This window comes from Methylibium sp. T29, assembly GCF_000576205.1.
In the GTDB taxonomy this organism is placed as follows: Bacteria; Pseudomonadota; Gammaproteobacteria; order Burkholderiales; family Burkholderiaceae_C; genus Methylibium; species Methylibium petroleiphilum.
On record NZ_AZND01000187.1, the window covers coordinates 1 to 6546 of the forward strand.

The 6546-nt window shown below is 67.2% G+C and carries 5 protein-coding genes, 3 tRNA genes and 3 pseudogenes; 10 read left to right on the plus strand and 1 reads right to left on the minus strand.

Annotation, left to right across the window (positions count from 1 at the left end; translation table 11 throughout):
- The 10 genes and pseudogenes from x551_RS26550 to x551_RS16845 all read left to right on the plus strand — a co-directional run.
- Window positions 1–180, plus strand: a pseudogene (locus x551_RS26550) (bifunctional folylpolyglutamate synthase/dihydrofolate synthase); the annotation flags it as partial.
- A 102-nt stretch (window positions 181–282) separates the two neighbouring features.
- On the plus strand, window positions 283–1056 hold the full coding sequence (locus tag x551_RS16810; protein ID WP_051495811.1) for an SPOR domain-containing protein: 774 nt from the start codon (window positions 283–285) through the stop codon (window positions 1054–1056).
- Window positions 1053–1277 (plus strand): CvpA family protein, encoded by a 225-nt coding sequence (locus x551_RS27560; RefSeq protein ID WP_253950403.1) that lies wholly within the window; start codon window positions 1053–1055, stop codon window positions 1275–1277. The genes x551_RS16810 and x551_RS27560 overlap by 4 nt, the downstream gene beginning before the upstream one ends.
- Window positions 1274–1561, plus strand: coding sequence for a CvpA family protein (locus x551_RS27565; protein ID WP_253950404.1), 288 nt, complete (start codon window positions 1274–1276; stop codon window positions 1559–1561). Before x551_RS27560 ends, x551_RS27565 begins: the two co-directional genes overlap by 4 nt.
- Before the next feature lie 26 nt (window positions 1562–1587).
- Window positions 1588–3117 carry an amidophosphoribosyltransferase gene (purF, locus tag x551_RS16820; RefSeq protein WP_011829744.1) on the plus strand — a complete coding sequence of 510 codons (1530 nt, stop codon included), beginning with the start codon at window positions 1588–1590 and terminating at the stop codon, window positions 3115–3117.
- On the plus strand, window positions 3117–4361 hold the full coding sequence (locus x551_RS16825; RefSeq protein ID WP_051495812.1) for an O-succinylhomoserine sulfhydrylase: 1245 nt from the start codon (window positions 3117–3119) through the stop codon (window positions 4359–4361). Before purF ends, x551_RS16825 begins: the two co-directional genes overlap by 1 nt.
- Window positions 4358–5763, plus strand: a pseudogene (gene gltX / locus x551_RS16830) (glutamate--tRNA ligase). The gene x551_RS16825 and the pseudogene gltX overlap by 4 nt, the downstream one beginning before the upstream one ends.
- A 38-nt stretch (window positions 5764–5801) precedes the next feature.
- Window positions 5802–5877 (plus strand) — tRNA-Ala (locus tag x551_RS16835).
- Between the two features lie 58 nt (window positions 5878–5935).
- Window positions 5936–6011, plus strand: a tRNA-Glu gene (locus tag x551_RS16840).
- A 46-nt stretch (window positions 6012–6057) separates the two neighbouring features.
- Window positions 6058–6134, plus strand: a tRNA-Asp gene (locus x551_RS16845).
- 198 nt (window positions 6135–6332) lie between these two features.
- Here x551_RS16845 and x551_RS26555 read toward each other — a convergent pair.
- A pseudogene (locus x551_RS26555) lies at window positions 6333–6546 on the minus strand (hypothetical protein); the annotation flags it as partial.

Sequence of the window (6546 nt, forward strand, 5' to 3'; positions counted from 1 at the left end):
GCGACGCCGCTGCCGCCGCAAGTGCAGGCCAGCGAGCATCCAGCGCCCCGCGCCGCACTCGTCGCGGCCCTCGAAGCGGCTGACCCCGCTGATAGAATTGTGGTGTTCGGATCGTTCTTCACCGTCGGTGGCGTGCTCGAGAACGGGTTGCCACGCCGCACTGCCAAGCATCTGGGTTGACATTGCGGTTGCCGACCCGATGTGCAGGTCCGACGGCCTGCATCGCGGAACCATCGCAGGGCGTTGCGCTTGCCGTCGATCACCTCCCGGAAGCCTCCTCGCATGGGTCTGCTGTCCTTCTTTCAACGCAAGTCCGGCACCGGGTCCGGCGCCTCACCGACCGACGCTGATTCCGTCGAACTCGCGCGTGGCCGTGCACGTCGCCGCCTGGTCGGCGCGACAGTGCTGGTGGTGCTGGGTGTGTTGGGCTTTCCTCTGCTGTTCGACACGGCGCCGCGACCGCTGTCGGGCGATATCCCGATCGACATTCCTCGCAAGGACGCTGCCGCGCCGCTGGTCACCAAGCCGGCGAGTCCGCCGTCGGACGCCGTGACGGCACCGAAGGACGATGCGGTCATGACGGAGCGCGCCGAGGAGGCCGGACGCGAGGTCGCCGTGCCGGCTGCGTCGCCGCGTGTCGCGGCTGCGCCCCCGGAAAAGCCCGCAGTAAAACCCGCCGACAAGAAGCCTGAGCCGGCCGCCAGCAAGCCCGCATCCACCAAGCCGGCGGTGGCCGCCGATGCTGCCCGAGCCAGGGCCGCGTTGGAAGGCAAGCCTGCGGTCGTCGCGGCCAAGACCGAGGCTGCCGACAAGCCCTCCGATGGCAGTACACGCTTCGTCGTGCAGGTCGGTGCCTACAGTGAGGCCGACTCTGCCCGCGAGGCCCGCTCGCGTGTCGAGAAGCTGGGCTACAAGACCTACACGCAGGTCGTGGAGACGCCATCGGGCAAGCGCATCCGGGTGCGCATCGGCCCCTACGCCGATCGCGGTGAGGCCGACAAGGTGGCCGCGAAGATCAAGCAATCCGGCCTCGGTTCGGCCGTGCTCACGCTGTGAGCGCCGCCGTGGCGCAGGTCAGCTGGGTTGACTGGGTGTTCCTCGCCGTCGTCGGCCTGTCGGTCATCGTGGGTCTGGTGCGCGGCCTGCTGTACGAGGTGATGTCGCTGCTGGGCTGGGTGGTCGCCTACGTGGCGGCGCAGGCCTTCGGCTTCGCCGTGGCGCCGAGCATCCCGGTCGGGGCACCGGCTCGGGGCTCAATCTCGCAGCGTCGTTCATGATCGTCTTCGTGGCCGTGCTGATCGGCTGGGGTTTCCTGTCGTGGCTGATCAAGAAGCTGGTGCAGGCCTCGCCGCTGAGTCCGCTCGATCGGGTGCTGGGCGCGGTGTTCGGTCTGTTGCGCGGTGTGCTGGTGGCGCTGGTCGCCGCGACGGCGGTCACCATGACGCCGCTGGCGACATCGCCGGCATGGCAAGCTGCCCACAGCGTGGCGGGCCTGCAGGCGGTGCTGGCCGGCCTGAAGCCGCTGCTGCCGCACGAGGTGGCGCGGCATCTGCGGGCCTGAGAGAGATTCATTTCAAGGGGTAGTCCATGTGTGGCATCGTCGGTGTGATCTCCACGGCACCGGTCAATCAGCTGATCTATGACGCACTGCTGCTGCTGCAGCACCGCGGGCAGGACGCAGCCGGCATCGTGACAGCGGGGCCGGACGCCAAGGGCCGCAAGTTCTTCATGCACAAGGCGCGTGGCATGGTGCGCGACGTGTTCCGCACCCGCAACATGCGCGGATTGCCCGGCACCGTGGGGCTCGGCCAGGTGCGCTACCCGACCGCGGGCAACGCCTACAGCGAGGAGGAGGCGCAGCCGTTCTACGTGAACGCACCCTTCGGCCTGGTGCTGGTGCACAACGGCAATCTCACCAACGCCCATGCGCTGAAGCAGGAGCTGTATGCGGTCGATCGCCGCCACCTCAATACCGACAGCGACACCGAGGTGCTGCTGAACGTGGTGGCGCACGAGCTCGAACTCGCGGCCCGCGACTTGCCGCTGACGCCGAACGAGATCTTCAAGGCCGTCGGCGCGGTGCATCGGCGCATCAAGGGCTCTTACGCGGTGGTCTGCCTGATTGCCGGGCACGGCGTGCTGGCGTTCCGCGACCCGTTCGGCATCCGCCCGCTCTGCCTGGGCGATGCGGAAGGCCCAGAAGGACGCAGCGTCATGGTGGCCAGTGAATCGGTCGCACTCGAAGGCACCGGCCACCGCATGGTGCGCGACGTGGCGCCGGGCGAGGCGGTGTTCATCGATCTCGAAGGCCGTGTCCACGCGCGGCAGTGCGCTGCGAAGGCCTCGCTCAATCCCTGCGTATTCGAGTTCGTCTACCTGGCCCGTCCCGACTCGGTGATCGACGGCATCTCGGTCTACCAGGCGCGGCTCAACATGGGCGAGACCCTGGCGCAGCGCCTGGTATCGACGATGCCGCCGAACGAGATCGACGTGGTGATTCCGATCCCCGAGTCGAGCCGGCCGTCGGCCATGCAGCTGGCGCAGAAGCTCGGCAAGCCCTACCGCGAGGGCTTCGTGAAGAACCGCTACGTCGGCCGTACCTTCATCATGCCGGGGCAGGGCATGCGCAAGAAATCGGTGCGCCAGAAGCTCAATGCGATCGTGTCGGAGTTCAAGGGCCGCAACGTGCTGCTGGTCGACGACTCCATCGTGCGTGGCACCACCAGCAAGGAAATCGTGCAGATGGCGCGCGAGGCCGGCGCCCGCAAGGTCTTCATGGCCTCGGCCGCGCCGCCGGTGCGCTTCCCGAACGTCTACGGCATCGACATGCCGACCAAGGGCGAGCTGATCGCGCACGACCGCAGCATCGAGGAGATCCGCGAGTTCATCGGCGCCGATGCGCTGATCTACCAGGACGTCGCGGCGATGAAGAAGGCCGTGGGCTCGCTGAACCCGAACCTGGCCGGCTTCGAGGCCTCGTGCTTCGATGGCGTCTACATCACCGGTGACGTGAGTGCCGCGGACTTCGAGGCACTGGCTGCGCAGCGGCCGTTGCAACTGGAAGAAGATGCCGAGTCGGCGTCGCGGCTGGCGCTGCAGAGCGCCACGGAGGTCTGATGGCGGGCACCGACGACACCAAGCGGCTGCCGCGCGTCGATCTGCCGGCCGACGTTCGGCTGGACACGCTCGCCGTACGCGAGGGCCTGCCACCCAGCCAGTACGGAGAGAACTCCGAGGCGCTGTACCTGACCAGCAGCTTCGTGCACCCCGACGCCGCCACCGCAGCCGCGCGCTTCGCCAATGAGGAAGAAGCCTTCGTTTACTCGCGCTTCAGCAACCCGACCGTCACGATGATGGAGCGTCGCCTGGCGGCGATGGAAGGCACCGAGGCCTGCATCGCGTCGTCGAGCGGCATGAGCGCGATCCTGCTGCTGTGCCTGGGCCTGTTGAAGGCCGGCGATCACGTGATCTGCTCGCAGAGCGTGTTCGGCTCGACCATCAAGCTGCTGGGCGGTGAACTGGCCAGGTTCGGCGTCGAGACCAGCTTCGTGTCGCAGACCGACGTGGCGGCATGGCAGGCAGCCGTGAGGCCGACGACCCGCCTGCTGTTCGCCGAGACGCCGAGCAACCCGCTCACCGAGGTGTGCGACATCGCGGCGCTGGCCGACGTGGCGCACCGGGCCGGTGCCCTGCTGGCAGTCGACAACTGCTTCTGCTCGCCGGCACTGCAGCAGCCGGTGAAGCTGGGTGCCGACCTGATCGTCCATTCCGGCACCAAATACCTCGACGGCCAGGGCCGCGTGCTGGCCGGCGCGGTGTGCGGCCCGGCACATATCGTCAACGACAAGTTGGTGCCGCTGATGCGCAGCGCCGGCATGAGCCTGTCGCCGTTCAACGCCTGGGTGGTGCTGAAGGGCCTGGAAACGCTGGCGATCCGCATGGCCGCTCAGAGCGAGCGAGCGCTCGGTCTGGCGCGATGGCTCGAGGCTCACCCGGCGGTGCAGCGCGTCTACCACCCTGGCCTGCCGTCGCACCCGCAGCACGCGCTGGCGATGGCGCAGCAGAACGGCTGCGGCGGGGCGGTGGTGTCTTTCATCGTGAAGGGCGAGGGCGCGGAACTCGCGCGTCGCAACGCCTTCCACGTGATCGACAGCACGCGCATCTGCTCGATCACCGCCAACCTCGGCGACACCAAGACCACCATCACGCATCCGGCCAGCACCTCGCACGGACGACTGACCGAGGCGCAGCGCCTGGCGGCCGGCATCACGCAGGGCATGATCCGCGTTGCCGCCGGCCTGGACGACCTGGACGACCTGAAGGCCGATCTCGCGCGCGGCCTCGACACCCTGACGGCATGAGCAGCACCTCCCCAGCCCCCGTTCGCACGCGCTTCGCGCCGTCGCCCACCGGCTTCATCCACCTCGGCAACATCCGCTCCGCGCTCTACCCCTGGGCCTACGCCCGGGCGACGGGCGGCGTGTTCGTGCTGCGCATCGAAGACACCGATGTGGAGCGTTCGTCGCAAGAGGCAGTCGACGTCATCCTCGAGAGCATGCGCTGGCTGGGCCTGGATGCCGACGAGGGCCCGTTCTTCCAGATGCAGCGCATGGACCGCTACAAGGAGGTGCTGGCCGGGATGCTCGAGCAGGGGCTCGCCTACCGCTGCTACATGGGCCAGGCCGAGCTCGACGCGTTGCGCGAGCGCCAGATGGCCGCCAAGCAGAAGCCGCGCTACGACGGCACCTGGCGGCCCGAACCCGGCAAGACGCTGCCGCCGGTGCCGGCGGGCGTGCAACCGGTGATCCGCTTCCGCTCGCCGATCGGCGGCAGCGTGGCGTGGGACGACAAGGTCAAGGGTCGCATCGAGTTCAGCAACGACGAGCTCGACGACCTGGTGATCGCCCGGCCCGACGGCACGCCGACCTACAACTTCTGCGTCGTCGTCGACGATGCCGACATGAAGATCACCCACGTGATCCGCGGTGACGACCACGTGAACAACACGCCGCGGCAGATCCACATCCTGCGAGCGTTGGGTCACGAGCCGCCGGTCTACGCGCACCTGCCGACCGTGCTGAACGAGCAGGGCGAGAAGATGAGCAAGCGCCACGGCGCCAAGCCCGTCACGCAGTATCGCGACGAGGGCTACCTCGCCGATGCGGTGGTGAACTACCTGGCCCGCCTGGGCTGGAGCCACGGCGATGACGAGATCTTCTCGCGCGAGCAACTGGTCGAATGGTTCAACCTCGATCACCTCGGCAAGAGCGCTGCGCAGTTCGACGAGGCCAAGCTGCGCTGGTCGGTGCCCAGCACCTCAAGCGCACCGATGATGCCGTGCTGGCGCCGCTGGTGGCGCTGCAGTTGCATCGGCTGGGCCTTGCTGCTCCCATCGACGAGCGGCTCGCGAAGCTGTGCGGCTTGTTCAAGGACCGCTGCGCCACCACCGTGGAGCTGGCGCAGTGGCTGGCGATGTACTTCGGTGACGTGACGCCGAGCGCCGAGGATCTTGCGGCCCACGTGACCGACGCGGTGAAGCCCGCGCTGTCGTCGCTCGCGGTCCGGTTCGCCGAGATCGCGTGGGATGCCGCATCCATCCAGCAGGCCTTCAAGGCTACGCTTGCCGAGCACGGCCTGAAGTTGCCGCAACTGGCGCATGCGGTGCGCGTGCTGGTGTGCGGCCGCGCGCAGACGCCGTCGGTCGATGCCGTGCTGGCCCTGTTTGCCCGCGACACTGTGCTGGCTCGCTTGCGAGCAGCCTGAAAATCGTCATATAATTTCGGTCTCGCTTGAACAGCGCCGGGGGTATAGCTCAGCTGGGAGAGCGCTTGCATGGCATGCAAGAGGTCAGCGGTTCGATCCCGCTTACCTCCACCAAAGGCTTGAAGCTGCGGTGGCGCTGTTCAAAAGAGAAGTGATTTGCCAGAAGTTTTCAGTCCCCTTCGTCTAGAGGCCTAGGACACCACCCTTTCACGGTGATTACAGGGGTTCGAATCCCCTAGGGGACGCCAAGTCAGCGCAGGACTTGCACAGCGATGTGAAACCTGCCAACCACATGGAGTGGTAGTTCAGTTGGTTAGAATACCGGCCTGTCACGCCGGGGGTCGCGGGTTCGAGTCCCGTCCACTCCGCCAATAAAATCAACGGGTTAGCAACGCAAGTTGCTAACCCGTTTTGTCTTGTGATGGCCTGAGGGGTAAACCAAGGGGTAAACCGTGCAGCGGCTGCATACGGTCCGCGACGGACTGCAGCGGACAGTGCGAGCGGTATTGGCGTTCGACGTGGAATGAACATGACGGGTGGGCGCGGAGTGCCTGCGAAGTGGCTTGGAACTACTCCGCACCCGCCAGCACTTGCCCGGTGGCCGTCGTAGTGCGAGCGCCGCGCGACCGACCTTTCCGGGCGACCTGTTTCGAGGTCGCAGCGGCGGACAGAATCGTCGCGAGGTGTTGCCCAAGGCGGTTCCACGCGGCACGCTTTTCGTTGGCGTAGTCGTGGTGCAGATAGTGGCGACGCACCTTCGGGCCCGGCAGCTTATGGTTCTGG

What these genes read in the sequence shown, in the direction of transcription:
- x551_RS16825 (WP_051495812.1), top strand. Translation starts at nt 3,117, where the DNA reads ATGGCGGGCACCGACGACACCAAGCGGCTGCCGCGCGTCGATCTGCCG.
- purF (WP_011829744.1), top strand. Translation starts at nt 1,588, where the DNA reads ATGTGTGGCATCGTCGGTGTGATCTCCACGGCACCGGTCAATCAGCTG.
- x551_RS27565 (WP_253950404.1), top strand. Translation starts at nt 1,274, where the DNA reads ATGATCGTCTTCGTGGCCGTGCTGATCGGCTGGGGTTTCCTGTCGTGG.
- x551_RS16810 (WP_051495811.1), top strand. Translation starts at nt 283, where the DNA reads ATGGGTCTGCTGTCCTTCTTTCAACGCAAGTCCGGCACCGGGTCCGGC.